This is a genomic window from Clostridium subterminale, from assembly GCF_039521425.1.
GTDB lineage: Bacteria > Bacillota > Clostridia > Clostridiales > Clostridiaceae > Clostridium_J > Clostridium_J subterminale.
In genome coordinates this window covers 544,538-563,472 of the sequence record NZ_BAAACI010000006.1, presented here as the reverse complement: position 1 = coordinate 563,472, position 18,935 = coordinate 544,538, and the positions used below count along the sequence as shown (strand labels likewise).

The 18,935-nt window shown below is 29.9% G+C and carries 16 protein-coding genes and 1 other annotated feature; of the genes, 4 read left to right on the top strand and 12 right to left on the bottom strand.

What is annotated here, in order from left to right; translation table 11 throughout:
• Positions 1-130: 130 nt before the first annotated feature.
• The 10 genes from ABDZ93_RS11585 to ABDZ93_RS11540 form a co-directional block, all read right to left on the bottom strand.
• Entirely contained in the window at positions 131-943 is an 813-nt protein-coding gene (locus ABDZ93_RS11585; protein ID WP_343826534.1) for an ABC transporter permease subunit, read from the bottom strand.
• Between the two features lies 1 nt (position 944).
• Positions 945-1,832: an ABC transporter ATP-binding protein gene (locus ABDZ93_RS11580; protein WP_343826533.1), complete on the bottom strand. Its 888-nt coding sequence runs from the start codon at positions 1,830-1,832 to the stop codon at positions 945-947.
• A gap of 10 nt (positions 1,833-1,842) precedes the next feature.
• Entirely contained in the window at positions 1,843-2,289 is a 447-nt protein-coding gene (locus ABDZ93_RS11575; RefSeq protein ID WP_343826531.1) for a hypothetical protein, read from the bottom strand.
• 12 nt (positions 2,290-2,301) lie between these two features.
• Positions 2,302-2,739 (bottom strand): LytTR family DNA-binding domain-containing protein, encoded by a 438-nt coding sequence (locus tag ABDZ93_RS11570; protein ID WP_343826530.1) that lies wholly within the window; start codon positions 2,737-2,739, stop codon positions 2,302-2,304.
• A 266-nt stretch (positions 2,740-3,005) separates the two neighbouring features.
• The gene (locus ABDZ93_RS11565) at positions 3,006-4,295 is read right to left on the bottom strand and encodes a dicarboxylate/amino acid:cation symporter (RefSeq protein ID WP_343826529.1); all 1,290 of its coding nucleotides are present in this window, start codon (positions 4,293-4,295) and stop codon (positions 3,006-3,008) included.
• Between the two features lie 169 nt (positions 4,296-4,464).
• Positions 4,465-4,700: a binding site (T-box leader), on the bottom strand.
• A gap of 142 nt (positions 4,701-4,842) precedes the next feature.
• The gene (locus ABDZ93_RS11560; RefSeq protein ID WP_343826528.1) at positions 4,843-6,051 is read right to left on the bottom strand and encodes an AfsR/SARP family transcriptional regulator; all 1,209 of its coding nucleotides are present in this window, start codon (positions 6,049-6,051) and stop codon (positions 4,843-4,845) included.
• Positions 6,052-6,068: 17 nt separating this feature from the next.
• Positions 6,069-7,622 carry an amidohydrolase gene (locus tag ABDZ93_RS11555; protein WP_343826527.1) on the bottom strand — a complete coding sequence of 518 codons (1,554 nt, stop codon included), beginning with the start codon at positions 7,620-7,622 and terminating at the stop codon, positions 6,069-6,071.
• A gap of 146 nt (positions 7,623-7,768) precedes the next feature.
• Positions 7,769-8,977 (bottom strand): M20 family metallopeptidase, encoded by a 1,209-nt coding sequence (locus ABDZ93_RS11550; protein ID WP_343826526.1) that lies wholly within the window; start codon positions 8,975-8,977, stop codon positions 7,769-7,771.
• 17 nt (positions 8,978-8,994) lie between these two features.
• Positions 8,995-10,431 carry a Na+/H+ antiporter NhaC gene (gene nhaC / locus ABDZ93_RS11545; protein WP_343826525.1) on the bottom strand — a complete coding sequence of 479 codons (1,437 nt, stop codon included), beginning with the start codon at positions 10,429-10,431 and terminating at the stop codon, positions 8,995-8,997.
• Between the two features lie 500 nt (positions 10,432-10,931).
• Positions 10,932-12,092 (bottom strand): GerMN domain-containing protein, encoded by a 1,161-nt coding sequence (locus tag ABDZ93_RS11540; RefSeq protein ID WP_343826524.1) that lies wholly within the window; start codon positions 12,090-12,092, stop codon positions 10,932-10,934.
• Between the two features lie 212 nt (positions 12,093-12,304).
• Here ABDZ93_RS11540 and ABDZ93_RS11535 point away from each other — a divergent pair, with 212 nt between their 5' ends.
• Positions 12,305-13,651 (top strand): Na+/H+ antiporter NhaC family protein, encoded by a 1,347-nt coding sequence (locus ABDZ93_RS11535; protein WP_343826523.1) that lies wholly within the window; start codon positions 12,305-12,307, stop codon positions 13,649-13,651.
• A 208-nt stretch (positions 13,652-13,859) separates the two neighbouring features.
• Here ABDZ93_RS11535 and ABDZ93_RS11530 read toward each other — a convergent pair whose 3' ends face one another.
• On the bottom strand, positions 13,860-14,819 hold the full coding sequence (locus ABDZ93_RS11530; protein WP_343826522.1) for a ribonuclease Z: 960 nt from the start codon (positions 14,817-14,819) through the stop codon (positions 13,860-13,862).
• 199 nt (positions 14,820-15,018) lie between these two features.
• Here ABDZ93_RS11530 and ABDZ93_RS11525 point away from each other — a divergent pair, with 199 nt between their 5' ends.
• From ABDZ93_RS11525 to ABDZ93_RS11515, 3 genes are all read left to right on the top strand, one after another.
• On the top strand, positions 15,019-16,047 hold the full coding sequence (locus ABDZ93_RS11525) for a threonine aldolase family protein (RefSeq protein ID WP_343826521.1): 1,029 nt from the start codon (positions 15,019-15,021) through the stop codon (positions 16,045-16,047).
• 335 nt (positions 16,048-16,382) lie between these two features.
• Positions 16,383-17,513, top strand: a complete 1,131-nt coding sequence (locus ABDZ93_RS11520; protein WP_343826520.1) for a sodium ion-translocating decarboxylase subunit beta — start codon at positions 16,383-16,385, stop codon at positions 17,511-17,513.
• A complete protein-coding gene (locus ABDZ93_RS11515; RefSeq protein ID WP_343826519.1) occupies positions 17,513-17,641 on the top strand; it encodes an OadG-related small transporter subunit in 129 nt (42 codons plus the stop codon). The genes ABDZ93_RS11520 and ABDZ93_RS11515 overlap by 1 nt, the downstream gene beginning before the upstream one ends.
• A gap of 158 nt (positions 17,642-17,799) precedes the next feature.
• On the opposite strand, the gene ABDZ93_RS11510 is transcribed toward ABDZ93_RS11515, so the two are convergent.
• Complete coding sequence (locus ABDZ93_RS11510; RefSeq protein ID WP_343826518.1) at positions 17,800-18,915, bottom strand: alkaline phosphatase family protein; 1,116 nt, start codon at positions 18,913-18,915, stop codon at positions 17,800-17,802.
• Positions 18,916-18,935: the final 20 nt, after the last annotated feature.

Below are 18,935 nucleotides of genomic sequence, written 5' to 3'. Positions count from 1 at the left end.
TCAAGATTGGAGTAAAGAGTGGCTACGACCCTGGATAACGATTTCTCCTAAAGGACAACGACTTCTAAGTATCAAAATACTGATACTAAGAATTCTGTTAGTAAAGCTTCGAAGAAGCTAAGAACTCTGTTTATGCTAAATCCTTTTTATTATAAATAGCATAAGTAGTTACAATAGATATAGCTATTATTCCAAAGCCTAAAAGTACATATTTCATTTCAAAACCATTTTTTAGTAACTTAGCTGGAACTACATAGTCAAAGGGTGATAAATATAGAAATCCTTCTAATTCATCTTTCATCTTTCCTATGATTCCAAATATATAGGTGGTAAAGAATACTCCTAATGCAATAGATGTCCCTTGTTTACTAGATTTTATTATAACTGATAATAAAAATCCTAAAGCCATAAATATATATCCTAAAAAAGCCATTCCTATAAATAGAGTTTTTATATCCATGAGTAGTGCCATAGTTTCAATCTCTTCTGGCTTTACAGCCATAGAAACTCCAATAGTTACTCCTCCAACTATAGCTATAAACAGATAAAATATAATTGCAGAGGAAAGTAATTTTGAAGTTACTATTTTACTTCTTGTAATTGGCTTAGAGTATAAAAACTCAATGGTACCTTCACTTTCTTCTTTTACTAAAGCAGATATTCCAAGAATTATTCCATATATTCCAGCTGCCATAGATATATATTGAATTGCATATGCTAGATAATCTGAAATATTACTAAAATCTACAGCATCCTCAAGATTAAAAGCCTCTAATAATGCCGGTGGTAGAGCATCCATCTTTGTAGCAACAATTTCTTGCATTCCACTATCCTTCATGCTAGGAAATAATGCCATAAACATAATGACTAGTCCTACACATACCACAGACCAAATAATGGCAGATTTTAATAGTCTTCTAAATTCGAATTTGAATACATTCATTCTAATTCTCCCCTTTCCTCTTATAATAATCCATAAAAGTATCCTCTAGAGTATGCTCGCCTATGAGTAACTTCTCCACATTAAACTTAGCTATTTCTTTAATTAATTCATCAATATTGCCTATAAAGCTAAAGGTTATTTCGCCTTTATTGTTTTCTATAATTTCACCCTTAAGTTCTTGAACCTTGTTATTATCTATCCCTTTAGCTTTTAATGTGACTTTTACTCCTGACTTTCTTGCAATCTTATCGATTTCAATTACATCAACAATTCTTCCATCTTTTATTACTGCAACCCGATCACATAAATTTTCAACTTCAACTAAATTGTGAGAAGATAAAAATATAGTGGTTCCCTTTGCTCTCTGTTTTTCTAGTATATTAAAAAGTTTCTTCTGTATAAGTGGATCTAGTCCATTAGTAGGCTCATCTAGAATTAAAAGCTTAGGATTATGAATAAGTGCTTGCACTATAGCTACCTTTTTCTTGTTTCCAAGGCTCAATTCACTCATTTTTTTATCTAGCTCTACCTCTAGTTCTTTACATAGTTCATCTATATCTTGCTTATTAGAATTTTCATAAAAACTCTCAGCATATTTTATAATATCTTTAACTTTTGATTCATCATAAAATCTTACTTCACTAGGCACATAACCAATATACTTTTTTATTTCACTACTTTCTTTAACTATATCCTTTTCAAAAATTTTTCCATCTCCAGAAGTAGGAAAAATTAAATTTAAAAGTGTTCTTATTGTAGTAGATTTCCCTGCTCCATTAGGACCTACAAACCCAAAGATTTCCCCCTCTTTAACCTGTAAATTAACCTCTACTATTCCACGATTTTTCCCATAACTCTTTGTTAAGTTATTAGTTTCAATTATATTCATTACTATCCTCCTATTTATCATCAAACTTTGAACTTTTATATAATCTCAATTTCTCATTAAATCTTTCTCCTGAAAGCTTGTTATATAATGCAATAGACCCAGTAAATGAAACAAAGCATACAGTAAATATACATAATGCAATAATAAAATTATTACCAACACTTAAGTCGAACCAATTAAATATCCTAGCTAATATATAACCTATAAAAACAAGTATTATATAGTGAATAATTATCTTACTCCAGATATTTACCTTCATAAATATATTAGATACATATATAACATATTGAAGAAGAGTTAAAATTATAGATATAAATATCATTTGCCATATTAAGCAAAGATGAATACTTTCTTCCCCTAAAAAAGGAGCAATGAGAGTATAAATAACAACCTGAGCTGTGAAGAACATACATGCAATTATTTTTATTTCTAATGTGTTCTTAAAAAATTCCTTCATACTATCTTCCTCCTATAAATCTAATTTATTTTTTAATATAGGTACATATTGTCTTGAGACTACTAGCTTTTCACCATTATCTAAAAGTATCTCTATTCGACCTCCAAACATAGGAACTATATTTTTTACCTTTCGCAGATTTATAATTGTAGATTTAGAAGCTCTAAAAAAATCTGTATTTTTAAGCCTTTCTTCTAATTCGTATAGTCTTGAATGTGTCTCAAAAACTTCTTTATCCATATAAATAAATGTCTTTTTATCAACTGATTCAAAGTAAAATATCTCATTTGCATCTAGAATAAATATCTTTCCATCTTTATTCCCTGTTATTTTTTCTTCTAAGGCTTTAAGTTTAGATATAATTCTTGACATATTTTTATCTATTGTTTTACAGTTAATTACTATTTCTATATCTTCAATATCTTCAACTTCATTTATTATAATCTTCATTTAACTCCTTCCCATCTATATAAATTCTTTAAATAACTATAAATTTTATATTAAATTTAATCTATAATTTAAGTATATTCTTTAAATTTTTTTAACACAATCCTATCCTTCTAAGTTGCATAAATCCTATGCTAAGTTGCATATAAAAAACTTCATCCTAAAGATAATTAACTTTAGGATGAAGCTTTTTCCAACTTATTATTTGTTTTCAGAATTTAACTCACTGTTAAAATGTATTTAAATATTATTATGATATATTCATTTTACTATTTGTTCTTTCTGGCAGCTTTTCTCTTTTCTGTTTCATCTACTACTAAAGCTGCTACTGCAGAGCCTGTGACATTGGTTGCTGTTCTCATCATATCAATTATAGAATCAACCGCAATTATCATTGCCATTCCTTCTATAGGTAATCCTAATGTTGCTAATACTACTGTTGTAGACATAGTTGCTGCTCCTGGAACACCTGCAATACCTATTGAGGATATTATAGTAGTTAATATTATTAAAATATATGAGTAAATTGTCATGTCCACATTAAATACATTAGCAACAAATATAGCTACTATAGCTGGATATAATCCTCCACAACCATTCATTCCTATAGTTGATCCTAGGGGTGCCACAAAGCTAGCAATATTTTCAGAAACTCCAGCTCCTTCAACTAAAGATTTTATGGTTACTGGTAGTGTTCCATAACTACTTTGACTTGTAAAAGCCATAGTTTGAGCTGGTAAAATTCCCTTAAAGAATTTTAAAGGACTCTTTTTTGCTATAAAAGCAACAAGCGGAATATATACAATTATAAATTGAAGTATGCAAGCTATATAAACTGCTGCGATAACCCATATTAAAGATTTAATAGTCTCTAACCCATTACTTGCTACAGCCTTTGCAATTAAAGCAAAAACTCCATAAGGTATAAATCTTAATACTATTTCAGTTATTCTTGATACTATAGCATGAGCTGATAATACAAACTCTTTAAAAGGTTTTGCTTTAGAGGGATTTATATTATCTTCCTTAACTAAAGCTATAGCTACAAACAGTGAGAATATAACTACTGGAATTATTCTATTATCTACTATAGCCGCTATTGGATTTGATGGTAGCATGTCTACTAACACTTGAGTAAATGTAGGTATTTCCCTAGCTACAAAGTCTTCTGCTCCTGGAAAAGATAATCCTTGTCCTAAATTAAATATCTTAGCTACTACAATTCCTATAGTTGCCGCTATACCTGTAGTTCCTAATAATATTACTAAAGTTTTAATCCCTATAGATTTCAATGTATCTAAGTTCTTAAGTCTAACTATACTAGTAATCAATGAAACCATAACTAAAGGTACAACTATCATTTTAATTAATGACATATAACCTTTTCCAATGATATCTAAAAACAAAATGTTTTCTTTAAATATTGCTCCTAAAATAACTCCTAAAGCCAGTGCTGTTAATGTAGCATAAGTAAATTTATTAGTCTTTTCTTCGACTGCATATATGGTAAACACTGCTAGTAATGATAATATTACTGCTAATATTAAATTTATATTCATTTTAAATTCTCCTTTTATTTTTTATTTTGTTTAGTAATCTTGAATTTACTTATAAGCATTTTAGTAGAGTTTCCCTATTTTATTTATTCTTTGCTGGCCAGCAAAACTTTATAAGTTAATATTTATTATCATTAACTTATAAAATAAAAAACCTTCTGCCCCTGTAATATACAGAGGCAGAAGGTATACTTCCGCGGTTCCACTCTTATTAGATATAAAAATATCCATCTCATTTTAGGTACTGACATACCCCAACTCTGTAATGGGAGTTCCCATAAAAACCTACTTACTTCGGCTTTTCTGCTCCAAGGGGCACTTCACTAATACTTATTATAGGTTATCTCAGCATACTAACCCTCTCTGTAATAACTTATACTAATTACTTTCCCTTTTCGTTGCATTTGTAAATTCATATTTAACTGTTATCATAATATCTCATTTTATTTTAATAGTCAACACCTTTTATTCATGAAATTTTTTCCTATAGCCTTTATAATAACTGATAATCTTTACTTATACTTTTAATCAGGCTCTTATCAGATTTTATCTATAATATACTTTTGTTACCATCTACTAAAATATTTATTTTACATCCTGGGTTTTTAAATCTAAATAATTTAAGCATATTGAATGATATATCATCAATATTGCTGATATTTTTAATATGAATATCTATAGGATAAATTTTTTCAATATATAAAAGTAAGCTTTCGAAAGAAAAATAAATTCTATTCTCTTCGTCAAAGTGGTTTAAATTATCTTCAATTTTTATATTTTTATTTATAAATAATACCTTTGGCTGTATTCTTAGCAAATCTTTTAGAATAAACTCATCTAAACTCATTAGATGCTCAACTGAATACCTCTGCATAATTTTCTCCGTTATGCATGCTATACAAAAATATTTAATCTCATTTACAGGATAACACTCTACAATTACACTGCTCTTTTTAATATCTTTCTCATTAACTTTATCTCCCCTATAAGAATTTGTTTTTGTATTTTTACTATTACAAATAATACTTTTATAATATTCTGTAATTTCCTCATTGGGACGTATGTTTAATTCTTCCCTTAAAATATACTCACATTTCTCATATTCCTTCAAAGCAGCTTGTATATTGTTAGTTTGTATATGTAAATTCATTAACTCCAAATAAATATCTTCTCTATACGGATTAATTTTTAACACTTCATTTAATACTAAAATAGACTCACTATACATACTACTTTCTGAATATAGATTAGCTAATTTAAATAGCAATGTGCTGTAACTCTCCTGATATTTTTCTCTCTCATAAAAAATCCAATCATTAAAGTCAGGACAATTCTTCAAATAAAACCCCTGAAGAAATTCACCACTATAAATATCCTTGCATTTCTCTAAAGCTAATATAGGATTTTTTTCATCAGTAAAATTTTCCATTATAAAATTGAAATGTAGAACATCTATATAATAATCAAAGTCTGGATTTATCATACAACTATCCTTTGAACTAATAAATAAGTCACAATTCCCACGTTTAAATATTTTACGCAGTACCCAAAGACTATACCTTAGATTATACCTCGCATTCTCAATAGTAGTATTATTCCAAAAAAATGTACAAAGCCTATCTCTAGTAAACTTTTTACCTTTGTTAGTGCATAAAAAGCAAAGCAATGCTATAGCCTTGTTACTAAGCTTATCTGTTACACTTATACCATCTACTTCGATATCTACTTCACCTAAAAGACATATATGAACTCTACTCAATTTCTATCACCTACTAACTAATAAGTATCCGGTCTAAGTCGGTTTTCATATAGTATATTACCTTCTTTAATAGTTGCCACAACATCTATATCTTTAATTTTCTTGGAATCTATGGTAAGAGGATTTTCATTTAATATAACTAAATCGGCATACTTTCCTACTTCTATAGACCCTTTTTTATCCTCTTCAAAAACAGCATAGGCGCTATTAATAGTAAAAATTTTAATAGCTTCTAATACAGTAATTCTCTCATTTTCATTAGGATGATTTACTGCGGAGTAAATACCTAGTAATGGATTAATAGGAGTTACATCACTGTCAGAGCCTCCACAAACTATAAGGTCACTATGAATCATAGATTTATATGGATTTGTTTTACTGGTTCGCTCCTCCCCCAATCGCTTATCGTACATATTGCCTTTTCCTCCCCAGAAATATTCATAGGTAGGTTGAACAGATGCAATCAATCCTAACTCTTTTGCACGATTAATATGTTCTTTAGATGGAAGTTCAAAATGCTCTATTCGATGACGAAGATTTCTATTTGGATATATACTATTTGCAAATTCATGGGCAGTAATTATTTGTTCGATAGCTAATTCACCTATTGCATGAGTACCTAACTGAATATTATTTTCATAACATTTTAATACAAAAGCATTTAACTCTTCTTGTGTATAATATAATATCCCTGATTTAGTACTATCATCCTTATAAGGCTCACATAACGCTGCTGTTCTTGAACCAAACGATCCATCTAAAAAAATACTTCCACCAATTCTATTTAAATTTTTCTCCAGTACCTTATCTACATTAATAGTTTGATAAAATAATATAACATCTATTGGATAATCATCTTTTGTATCATAAATAAACTCCGCATCCTTATCATGGAAAGTATATCCACCCTCCATAGCATTAATTGTAGTTACTCCTGTAGCAATAGCACATTTTAGAGTATTATTTACAGCAGAGAATCGTACTTTATTACTAATACTTTCTAATATTTGCTTTCTAACTAATGCATTAGCAGTATGGGTAAGGACACCAGTGGGAACATTAGCTTTATTCTTAACCACACCTTTAAGGTTTAGAGGTATAGTAAATTTGTGTAATGCTAAAGAATTTAAAATGCTAGTATGATACTCTTTTCTATTTATCCAAACTGGATGATCTGGAGAAACGTTATCAATTTCATATCTTGTTGGAAGTCGCTTTTCTTTAAGTTTAGTTTCATCTAACCCTGCCGCTCTAACTAATGTATCCTTTGGCGTAGTATCACAATACCTCTTAATAAGTTCAAAAATTTCATCAAAACTTGTGGCATTACTTAAATCTACACCAATAGAGTTCAATCCTGTTTGCACAAGATGAACATGGCTATCATAAAATCCTGGAAGTACAGCCTTTCCTTTTAAATCAATTAGCTCTGTATTATTATCTGCTATATGTAAGTAATCATCTTCAAATCCCATTTGTGTTATTATTCTATTTTTAATTGCAATCCACTGAAAGGATTGCCTCTCTGAAAAAGTTATTATGTTTCCATTATATAAAATTAAGTCAGCCATATTAACAACCTCGAATTCTCATTATATACTACATTATAACATTTATAATTTTATTAATATATATTTAAAAGAGGCCGTTAAAACATTTTCATGAAACTTCTAACATAGCCTCTTTCTAAAAAAACTTAATAATAATCTACAAGATTCTAATTACATAGAATGTTACATAAATAATTGTAAATAGATAAAGCGGTGTCTATTACAGTATCTATCTTCACATATTCATTGCACGTATGATAGTTCCCTCCATCTGGACCAAATATTATGGTTGGAACCTTTAATCTTGAGCCTATATAATTAAAATCTCCTATACTTTTAAAATAGTCAATAGTGCACTTTCGCCTAGAAACCTCCTCCACACTTTCTATGAATTTCCCAACATATGGATTATTTTCATCAATAGTATATGGAAGAAAACCCTTAGTTTCTTCATTTGGATATTCTCTTAAGGAATATTCAACCTTAGAACTAATACCAGCTCTTTCTACAGCATTAAATAGCTCTTTCTTAACGTAATCTGCATCCTCACCATTAACCACATGTCTAAACACTGTAAAAGATGCTTCATCTGGTACACTACATGCTTCATTCTTACTATTACATCCTAAAATACATATTGAACCCTTACCTAATTTTTCATCTTCAATAAGTGCTGACTTTTCGAGCTCTATCATTAATTTTGCACAGTCAACCAATGCATTTATTCCTTTTTCGGGATTTGCTGCATGAGACGATTTACCCTTTAGGGTTACAATATAATTAAATCCACCTCTTGCTCCTAGACAAATGCAAGGAAAAGGTTTTGTACAAAATCCACTACTAGGTTCCGTCACTATAGCCACATCAATATTGTCTGCAATGCCATCTCTTATAATGGCATCTGTACCTAAACCATATGGACCTTCTTCATCAGAAACAATAGAATAAACAATTTCTCCACTAAAGTCATTGTTAAGTGACTTGAAAGCTTCAAGGGCGAGCATTATAGCTACTACGCCAGATTTCATATCCAAAGCTCCTAATCCATAAAGCTTATCCTCTTTAACTGTAGCCTTAAATGGATCTGTATCCCATCCGTTGCACTGATTTACAGTATCTACATGTCCATTAAAATAGATTTTAGGCCCATGTTTTTTCCCTTTAAGAGTACCTATAACATTTAACCCCTGGAATTGAGTAATTTTCTTTTCTTCATAGTGATGAAATTCTGGATTTAGGTTATGCTCATTTAGCCATGTATAAACAATATCCATAATTTCCCTTTCATAGAAATAAGGACTCGGAATATTAACAAGTGTTTTTAAAAGACACGTAACACTTTCTTTATTTATATAATCTATTACTGTTTTTCTCATAAGTATATCCCTCTTAACTATACAGATTTATTTTCATAAGTACTTAAAGATTTTATATCTCCTTCTTTAAATACAAACTTATCAGTATAAGCATATATAATTGTAATTAGAGGACATAGTAACGCTAAGAATACATAAGGTATATATTCAAGCGTAGAAACCCCTAAAACCCCTGAAAAATATACTCCACACAACCCCCATGGAACTAATGGTGAAGTTACCGTTGCGGAATCTTCACAAGTCCTCGAACAAACTTGAGGAAGAATTTTAAGTTTTTTATAAGCAGGCACAAGCATTCTACCCGGTATTATTAGTGCTATATATTGACTTGCAGAGAATAAATTAACTGCAATAGATGAAATAACGTGTGTAGTAATTAATCCTCCCTGTTTACTAACTAACCCTGACATTTTTTCTAATAAGACCTCTAGAACCTTAGTCTTTTCTAGTAATCCACCGAAACTTATTCCTATAAATCCAAGAGATATTGTCCACATCATACTTTGAAGCCCTCCGCGGCTTAAAAGATTATCTATCTCTGCAATTCCAGTACTAGAAACAAATCCATCATTCATGAATCCAAGCATTTCCCCAAGTCCAAATCCCTGAAATAATACAGCAAATATTAATCCTACTATAGATGCTATAACCATTACTGCAAGTCCTGAAACTTTTTTAACTGCCAGAACAACTACTATAATTGGTGGAATTAACATAAATGGATTTAATGTAAAGTTGTTTGCCAATCCGCTAAGTATAACATTTATTTGTGAAGCATCTATAGCATCAGCTTTAAATTGAAATCCTATGACTGCATAAAGCACTAAGGATATTATAAAAGCTGGTCCTGTGGTATAGCACATAGATTTAACATGATCAAAAAGGTTAGCTTCTGCTACTCCAGCTGCTAAGTTAGTAGAATCTGATAATGGAGACATTTTATCACCAAAAATAGCCCCTGAAATTACTGCACCTGCTGTTAGTGCTGGTGGAATTCCTAATCCCATTCCTATTCCCATAAAAGCAACTCCAAAGGTAGCTCCTGTAGTATAACTACTTCCTGTTGAAACTGACGCTATAGAACAAACTAGTGCTGATGTAACTAAAAAGAACGATGGTGATATCATTTTTAATCCATAATATATAAGTGTTGGTATAGTTCCAGCTGCAATCCATGTAGCAATAAGAACTCCTACAAGCATAAGTATAAGCATTGGTACTAATGCAATATTACATCCATAAACAATACCATCTTCAATGTCTTTCCATGTAAACCCAGACATTAATGCTACTACTGCAGCAACAGTTGTTACTATGATGAGCGTAATATGGGTAGCATAGTTTTGTTTAAAAACAAAAATTTGTAAAGACATTGCAATACACAAAAAAAGAATTATAAATATTGCTGCTCCAAAGCTAGGCCTTTTTTCCTGAGCACTGTTATTCGTTTTCATTATTTTCATATCCCCCTTGATTTAGGCATCTGAAAATAAATAATAAGTCAAAGAGGGGAAGTATATTTTGAGTTAGACAAGGAAACAGGTTCCGCAGATAGTAGCACTATCTAAGGGTTCTGTTGACACAGTATAACACAAAATAAACGAGCATTCTGACTTATTTATTTTTTGAAGATGCCTTATATAATAATTATCTTAATATCATCTTAACTTTTCTATGTTTATTTTACTGTTTGATATAATGTTTTATAAATAAATAAATTTTCTTAATTTATTAAGTTAATTTTCTTTTTATAATAAATTATTGTATTTATAAGTCTATTGTTGGTTTTTCTGTTGTTATTATATTTTACATAAAATAAACAATTCCACCTAAAAGATAACATTGAGTAATCTTTTGATGAAATTGTTTATCTAATACACTACTTTTTAAATAGCTTTTACATCATTTTATTTTAATAGTCAACACCTTTTATTCATGAAATTTTTTCCTATAGTTATTCACATGTTACTTTAAAATACTCACCCTTAGCTTTTACTATATGACCTGAACTATATGGCTTATTATCTATAGTTATATAAACTTTATCAACTCCGTAGTATTTTCCTATAGTATTTGTAATGCTCTCTAATATAGCACTTTCAAAACCTGATCCTGCATTCATCTCTTTTACTAAATTACTACTAAAATCTATATATACCATGCCATCATCATTTAAATATAAACTATTTATATTTACATTTTTACCTATCAATTGTCCTTTATTATTTCCGGGAAAATTCTTAAATAAATTTTGAATACTAATTTTAGTTATATCATTAGTGGCAAAAGTAAATTTTCTATCTTCATAATGAATATTATAATTTTCATCTGGATAATAACATCGTATATTTTGATTTAATCTTTCATTCTCTTCTACACTTTTTAAAGTTGAAGTAACTTTCATGCTATTAGCATCATAAATAGATTTAATTAACCCCTTATTAACAGTGTAATACTGTAAATCAATTTGGCCATTGATATTTTCTGTGGTAACTTCAAGAGCACTACACTCTCCACTGCCTATTGAAATCTTCACATCCACCTTTGAAATATATCTTTTACTTCCATCTGATAATTTCCATACTGTACCTACCACTAGAGGCTTCTTTAATAATATTTCATCTATATTAGCTACTTTATTTGTAAAATTTTCTCTATAGTAACACTCATTTCTTTGAAAAATTTTTTTAAGCTCTCCATTACTATTTTGTAAAACTGTTACTGTCTCTGTTCCTCCATTGTTACTTCTTAGTTGAACCTTATTTCCATTTATATAATCAACGTAGGTAACATATTCTGCATACTCTGAATTTGTACCAGTATAGTTATATTTTACATTTTCCTTAAAAATAAAATAGTCATCTATACTATAACTTGGCTTGCTGTTATTATTACTTTCACCTGGTTTAGTAGTATTACTCTCTTTACTAGTTTCTTTGGAACCGGTATTTTTTTCATCTTTTGAGGTATTATCAGTGTTGTTTATTACAACATTATTATTGTTTATATTAGTATCTAAATGAGTATTCTTATCTTCTTCACTATTTTTATTACCACAACCCGTAAGAAAAATTGCTGCTGTAAAAATTATTGCAAAAATCATTTTTCTTCTCACAACAATCACTCCCTAAAATATTCTCTATATAATATACGTAAATATAGCCAAAAAATCTCATGAAATAAAATTAAATTTATTCCCTTTAAATCCTATTCTCTAGATTTACTATATCTTCAGAATCAGTAGACTATAAATTTATCTTTTTATATTGTAAATTAATACTATTGAAGATAATATATAAGTGAAATTTATTTATATGGGGGATTATTATGGACGTAATTTTAGGGCTAATATTTTCTACAATTATATTTATAACTGGAGTAATTAAAAATATTGATACTGTTATATCTTTATTAATGGTACTATGCATATTCTTCTTTATTGCAATAAAAAGAGGTGTCTCTATTAGGGATGGGTTGAGATACTTAATTGAAGGAGGTAAAGAATCCTTAGGTGTATTAAAGATATTTGTATTAATAGGAGCAATCGTTTCTCTTTGGATGATTTCTGGTACAGTTCCTGCCATTGTTTATTATGGTATTAATCTTATACACCCAAGTTTTTTTGCTATAAGTGCCTTTGTTTTGTCAGCTTTTATATCCATGCTCCTTGGAACTTCCTTTGGTACCATTGGTACTGTCGGTATTTCTTTGATTGTAATGGCTAGAGCTGGTGGAGGAAATACCCTTATAATAGCTGGAGCAATTCTTTCTGGTGCCTATCTTGGAGACAGAGCATCACCTATGTCCTCTAGTGCAAATCTTGTTGCATCTATTACTAATACTAATCTTTATGATAATATTAGGCGAATGACTAAAACCTCCATAATACCACTAATTATCTCCTTGGTGTTATACTTAATTTTATCTTTATTTAATCCCGTAAATTATAGTAATTCAGATATATTATCTCAACTAACATCAACTTTCAATATAAATATAATAGCATTACTTCCTGCATTAATTATAATTGTACTATCACTTTTTAAAATTGAAGTTAAAATTTCTATGTTTATCAGTATGCTTGTAGCTGTTATAATATCTTTTATATTACAACATGCTACTTTTAGTGAAATTATTAAAACCGCTATCTTTGGTTTTCAATTACCTATTAGTAACCCACTTTACAGTGTTATAAAGGGTGGAGGTATACTATCTATGATAAAACTTGCCTTTATAGTATTTCTTTCTTCAGCTCTTACTGGAATTTTTCAAGGTGCCAATATGCTTGATTTTATAGATAAATATCTAAGTAAAATCAAAAGAGATGATACTCTATTTTTCACTACTATAGTTACTAGTATCATCAGTGCAATGGTTGGCTGTACCCAAGTTTTAGCAGTATTGCTTACAAAAATGACCATGAATAATACCTATAGTAGATTAGGTTATGATAAAGAGTGCCTTGCATTAGACCTAGAAAACTCAGCCATAGTAATAGCTCCATTGATTCCTTGGAATGTAGCTGTTTTAGTACCTTTAACTACTTTAGGTGTAGACGCAAGAGCTATTTTATTTACTTTTTATCTAATTTTATTACCTTTAATAAGTCTAATGACAATATATTTAAAAAGTAAAAAAGAATTTAATTGTATTACACATAATATTGAGAAATAACATAGTAAAAAACTTATATATCACTAAATTTTCTAGAAATAAAACAATACCTATAGACTAGACACATAACAATGTTTAAATCTATAGGTATTTATTGTAGTTATTAGTATTCATTATTCACGAATTTACCTTGCATATTATTAAAATTTATCAATTATGTTTCTTAATTAACGTAAATGCTATAGTGTTTTAAAATACGAATATTCTCTTAATCTATAAAAGTTAATGTCCTAACCATTCTATCTTCTCCTATAACACTATTTTCAAATACTTCTTTAGCATTATCTATAAACTGTGCTGGTTCTCCCATAATTGGGCTAAAATGAGTCAATATAAGCTCCTTAACTCCACCTTCCTTTGCTAGTGTAGCAGATTCTTTAAAAATCATATGCTTATTCTTCACAGCTTTATCTATATCCTCATCACTACCATAAGTACCTTCACAGATAAACAGATCACTTTCCGCTATAAAGTTCACCATGGAATCCATTGGTCTACTATCTGTTATTAAACTAATTTTAACTCCCCTTCTCTCATCTCCTAATACCATATCTCCAGTATATGTTTTACCTTCAAAGGTTACTTCTTCTTGCTTTTGGAGTTTACTCCATAAAATTTTAGGAATATTATTCTCCATAGCTTTTTCTACATTAAACTTTCTTTCTCTTTTAAAATAAAAACTATATCCCTTGCAAGGTGATGAATGGTCTACATCTATAGTGTTCAACACTATTTCACTACTATGAATTTTCGTATGTTCACTATTCTCTACCATATGTATCCCATCCTTTGACACATTAAACTCTATCTTTGAAGGGGCTTCTATGATATTCACCTCATAGGGTAAATATTCTGCAACAACCCTTAGTCCATTTACAACTCTAGTAATTCCTTCAGGTCCAATTATAGTTAGTGACTCTGTTCTCCCGCTATTCCCTATGGTTGAAAGAAGCCCAGGAAGACCTATAATATGATCTCCATGTGTGTGAGTAATACATATAATATCAATGGATTTAAAACCCCATGCCACCATTTTCATGGACACCTGAGTTCCTTCTCCACAATCTATAAGTATCTTTCTTCCCTTATAACTAATTAAAGTGGCTGAAAGATTTCTTTCTGGCATTGGCATAGAGCCTCCACAGCCTAGCAAACATACATCTATCATTGTTTTCCTCCGTTATTTCATAAGTTAGAATCTAATCTACTTTAAGAACATATATGTTATATATTATATCATTTTATGTAAATATAATAATATATTCCAAAAATTTATATGTAATTATCCTATTTATAATGCTACTGTATATTCTAGACTTTTAATATCTCTCATAGTACAATTTAGGTATGACGTAGGGGGGATATGTATGAAATTTATCGATTTAAGAAGTGACACTGTAACAGAACCAACTGAATCTATGAGAAAGGCTATGTACGAAGCTACTGTAGGTGATGACGTATATGGAGATGATGAAACCACTGTAGAACTTGAAAAATATGCAGCAGAACTTGTTGGAAAAGAAGCTGCACTATTTGTTCCTAGTGGAACCTTTGGTAACCAACTATCATTGCTTACTCACTGTAGACAAGGAAATGAGGTTATTCTAGGAAATGACTGTCATATAGTTTGTCATGAAGTCGGAGCTGCATCAATCATTGCTGGAGTTCAACTTAGAACTTTAAATAGCACTAAGGGTGAACTTTCACCTAGTGAAATAGAAGCAACTATAAGAAAGGAAGAAGATATCCATTATCCTGATACAGCCTTAATATGTCTTGAAAACGCTCATTCAAATGGAAGAGTTATTTCTCTAGAAAATATGGCTGAAATAAGAAAAGTTGCTGATAAATATAATTTACCTATTCATCTAGATGGTGCAAGACTATTTAACGCTGCTGCTTACCTGGATGTAGATGCAAAAGAAATCACTAAAAATATAGATACAGTAATGTTCTGTTTATCAAAAGGACTTTGTTCTCCTGTAGGCTCTATTTTAGCAGGTAGCAAAGATTTTATTGATAGAGCTAGAAAATATAGAAAACTAATGGGTGGTGGTTTAAGACAGTGTGGTGTACTAACTGCTGCTGGACTTGTTGCACTAAAAGATATGAGAGAAAACCTAAAGGTAGACCATGAAAAAGCTATATACTTATCTAAAGAATTAGCTAAAATACCTGGAATTAACGTAGTGGAAGATAATCTACATATAAATATGGTATTCTTTGAATTACCTACTTCTGTAAATTCTCAAAACTTAGTTCAATACCTTTTAGAAAAAGGTATAAAGGTTTGTGATGTAGAAGATGGCTTAATGAGATTTGTTACTCACTACTGGACTAGTAATGAAAACATAGATTTTGTTATAAAAATAATGAAAGAATACTTGACAGCTTAATAAATAAAAGGGATTTCTACTAATTAACTAAGTTTTTGTTTATATCTAAATTAAACTTAGTTAAATTACGGATATCCCTTTAGTAATATATTTTTATCCTTAATAAACTCATATAATTTGTATTCTAAGCGTATTTAAGTTAAACACCTAGGATATTATATTATTGCATAGTTTTCTACCACATCTATATTATTTTTGTGTTAAATGAATACAATTATAGTGAAATTATGTATACGTTGTAGTAAAATTATGTTGTTATAATAAATTATTTTAGTTAATATTTTTACTATAACCATAATTACTTAAAGATTTAACTTATATTAGGAGGTTTGATCATGGAGTTTCTACTTAAGGGCATAACGTCCGTAACCTGGCAGCAACTAATAATGTGGGGTATAGGCGCAGGACTAATATGGCTTGCTATTAAGAAAGGTTTTGAACCAGCACTTTTATTACCAATGGGGTTTGGTGCTATTCTTGTAAACTTACCGCTCTCTGGAGCTGTAACTCAAATTATCAACGGTCATGAAGAAATTGGGATAATAGATAATTTATTTAATATGGGTATAGCTAATGAGTTATTTCCACTTATTCTATTTATAGGTATTGGAGCTATGATTGACTTTGGTCCATTACTTACAAATCCAAAAATGCTTTTATTTGGTGCTGCAGCGCAATTTGGTATATTCTTTACTATTTCATTAGCAGCATTACTAGGTTTTTCATTGAAAGATGCGGCTTCTATTGGAATTATAGGTGCTGCTGATGGACCTACCTCTATCTTTGTTGCAAACTTTTTCAAAAGTAACTACATAGGCCCCATAACCGTTGCCGCCTATTCTTATATGTCTTTAGTTCCAATCATTCAACCTGCTGCTATTAAGCTAGTAACTACTAAAAAAGAAAGACAAATAAGAATGAAATACAATCCAAAATCAGTTTCTAAAGCTACAAAAATATTATTTCCAATAGTAGTTACTGTTATAGCTGGTCTTATTGCACCAACTTCTGTAGCTTTAATAGGCTTCTTAATGTTTGGTAACTTAATTAGAGAATGTGGTGTTTTAGAGAGATTATCTTCTACTGCACAAAATGAACTCGCTAACCTTGTAACTTTACTTTTAGGAATTACTATAGCTGCAAAGATGAAAGCTGAATTCTTTGTAACTCCTGAAACCTTTATGATTATAGGCCTTGGTTTAATTGCCTTTATCTTCGATACTATAGGTGGAGTTTTATTTGCTAAATTTCTCAATCTATTTGCAAAAGAAAAAATTAATCCAATGGTTGGAGCAGCTGGAATATCTGCATTCCCTATGTCAGCTAGAGTAATTCAAAAAATGGGTCAAAAGGAAGATCCTCAAAACTTCTTATTGATGCATGCAGTTGCTGCTAACGTATCTGGACAAATAGGATCTGTTATAGCCGGTGGATTAATTCTCTTCTTAGTCGGAGGTGGGATGTAATGAATATGGATGTATTCATGGAAAGTTTAGTTGTAATGGGTAAAGGTATGGGTGGAATCTTCGTAGTAATGCTTATAATATATCTATCTATTAAAGGATTAGGTTACCTATTTAAAGGAAAAGAATAAAAATAGTATTTAACTTAAAATATAGAATAAAGGAACCCTAAATGGGTTCCTTTATTCTATATTTTATTTCATGCCCATTTTCTATAGTACTAATACTTCAATAAGAAAATGCTAAGAGCTGCTATTATCTTGGAAGTAACCCATTTTAGACCTCCACTTTAACCTAATTCTTCTTTACACTCAATAATAATAAGTGGTACCATCATTTCCCACTCTGTTAGCCCAGCATGAACTCCAATAAACTTTTTATACTGAAATTCAGTATTAAATATAGCAGTCTCACCTACTGCTATTGCTAAATAGTCTCCTAGGAAATCTTTAAATCTAGAGTGTTCTTCACCATGTCCAAAAAATTTCTTTTCCAATACCTCTTTTTTAGATAAAAGTAGAAATTCATTTCCAAAGTGTTTTAAAAATGCCTGTTTAAACTTTTCCTCCATTTCTTCTTTAACATAAAATGCAAGAGAACGGGGTTCTATAGAAGGAAGCCATTTCAAGCAACTTGTAATATCTTTATAATCTTCTATTAATTCATTTTTTCCATCTATATGTCCATGATCTGCCGTAATAATTAAAAGTGTATCTTTTAATCTTCCACTTAGCTCTTCCACCATCCTATCAATTTTTTTTATCCAGTAAATACTATCCTCGCTTGTAATTCCTTTAATATGCATAGAAGAATCAGGTTCTGGCCAATACGTATAAATATACTGTTTTTCATTCTTATTACACAGAGTTTCAACTGATGACATAAGCTCATATATATCATTAATTGGGTAAGTACCAAAAGGCGATACAGAATATGCTTCTGCATTTCCTGTATCTTTAATTTTATCAATCACACTTTTATATGGAATGTAACGTCTTGCCACATGATAATCAGCAACATTCTCTCCTTTATCATTAGTATTAATAAAAATATTTACATTTTCATTAACTTCATCAAAATGCAAACTCCACCCTAACCATGAATGTTCCATTGGTGCAAGTCCACTTTCAAGAGTAGTTGTAGCGGCTGTTGTTGTAGGTGGATATATAGATGTTATTTCATCTATCATATGTTTTCTAATAAAACTATCTTTAGGCAAAATACTTTCAATATTTTTACTTCCCATAGCATCAAATACCATGACAACTACATTTTTATAGTTTTTATTCAAAATATAATCAAGTTTTGGTAATGTAGTATGAGTGTGCTCTGCTCCAAAATGATTTAAAACTGAATTCATTAGGTTCAAAATACTGTGATTGTAATCTGGATATGTTATTTTCATCTTTTTCCCCACCTTTTTTT

Bases quoted from the DNA above. Each gene is read 5' to 3' on its own strand.
- ABDZ93_RS11585 (WP_343826534.1), bottom strand. From the start codon at position 943: ATGAATGTATTCAAATTCGAATTTAGAAGACTATTAAAATCTGCCATT.
- ABDZ93_RS11580 (WP_343826533.1), bottom strand. From the start codon at position 1,832: ATGAATATAATTGAAACTAATAACTTAACAAAGAGTTATGGGAAAAAT.
- ABDZ93_RS11575 (WP_343826531.1), bottom strand. From the start codon at position 2,289: ATGAAGGAATTTTTTAAGAACACATTAGAAATAAAAATAATTGCATGT.
- ABDZ93_RS11570 (WP_343826530.1), bottom strand. From the start codon at position 2,739: ATGAAGATTATAATAAATGAAGTTGAAGATATTGAAGATATAGAAATA.
- ABDZ93_RS11565 (WP_343826529.1), bottom strand. From the start codon at position 4,295: ATGAATATAAATTTAATATTAGCAGTAATATTATCATTACTAGCAGTG.
- ABDZ93_RS11555 (WP_343826527.1), bottom strand. From the start codon at position 7,622: ATGGCTGACTTAATTTTATATAATGGAAACATAATAACTTTTTCAGAG.
- ABDZ93_RS11550 (WP_343826526.1), bottom strand. From the start codon at position 8,977: ATGAGAAAAACAGTAATAGATTATATAAATAAAGAAAGTGTTACGTGT.
- nhaC (WP_343826525.1), bottom strand. From the start codon at position 10,431: ATGAAAACGAATAACAGTGCTCAGGAAAAAAGGCCTAGCTTTGGAGCA.
- ABDZ93_RS11535 (WP_343826523.1), top strand. From the start codon at position 12,305: ATGGACGTAATTTTAGGGCTAATATTTTCTACAATTATATTTATAACT.
- ABDZ93_RS11530 (WP_343826522.1), bottom strand. From the start codon at position 14,819: ATGATAGATGTATGTTTGCTAGGCTGTGGAGGCTCTATGCCAATGCCA.
- ABDZ93_RS11525 (WP_343826521.1), top strand. From the start codon at position 15,019: ATGAAATTTATCGATTTAAGAAGTGACACTGTAACAGAACCAACTGAA.
- ABDZ93_RS11520 (WP_343826520.1), top strand. From the start codon at position 16,383: ATGGAGTTTCTACTTAAGGGCATAACGTCCGTAACCTGGCAGCAACTA.
- ABDZ93_RS11515 (WP_343826519.1), top strand. From the start codon at position 17,513: ATGAATATGGATGTATTCATGGAAAGTTTAGTTGTAATGGGTAAAGGT.
- ABDZ93_RS11510 (WP_343826518.1), bottom strand. From the start codon at position 18,915: ATGAAAATAACATATCCAGATTACAATCACAGTATTTTGAACCTAATG.